The following is a 685-nucleotide window of genomic DNA, read 5'->3' on the forward strand; positions in this document are numbered from 1 at the left end:
TCAGTCTGCCCGTGTTCAGCGCTTGCTTCCATTGGATGAGCCTGATGCGTTGGCGGACCGAATTTATGCCTTCCTATCCAATCATCTTTCGGTAGCACGTGATGTATCTGCGCTGCAGGGGCAATTACGTGAGACGGCGCGCCATCTCTCGGATGGATTAGCTACATGGGTGCCACGGATGCATATTCCCTCGCGAATCTTGCGAGTACAGGCAACAGCGGGCTCCGGGAAAACTCAACTCGCCTTGTCACTGCTACAAGAAGCACAACGAAAAGGCCTGAGCGCCAAGTATGTCTGCTTCAATCGCCCCCTGGCAGATCATATGCAGCGGCTGCTCGGTAATGACCAGCAGGCATCGACTTTCCATGCTTTGTGCATCAGTGCTTATCTGGCCAAAGGTTACTCTCCAAATGGCTATCAGCCAGCTACATATGAGCAGGCCGCGTCCGTCTATCTCGAATGCCTGTCAACATCACAGCCTGATCTTGATCTCTTGGTTATCGATGAGGCTCAGGACTTTGATCCAGCATGGGTCACGGGCCTGAGGCAGCGCCTCAAGCAGGGCGGATCGTTGTACGTGTTGGAGGATGCTGATCAGTTGCTTTATCCACGTCCGACATTGGCGCTTCGTAAGCGTCCGGCCCGCCCACCTTCCCAAACAGCTTAGTCGTTGCTTTGGGGGCGA

The 685-nt window shown here is 54.6% G+C and carries 1 protein-coding gene; it reads left to right on the forward strand.

Annotation, left to right across the window (positions count from 1 at the left end; translation table 11 throughout):
* The coding region (locus IE083_RS15720) for an AAA family ATPase (RefSeq protein ID WP_229799811.1) at positions 1-667 on the forward strand (667 nt) is incomplete at its 5' end.
* Positions 668-685 lie beyond the last annotated feature (18 nt).

The organism is Vogesella fluminis, assembly GCF_014652335.1.
Classification (GTDB): domain Bacteria; phylum Pseudomonadota; class Gammaproteobacteria; order Burkholderiales; family Chromobacteriaceae; genus Vogesella; species Vogesella fluminis.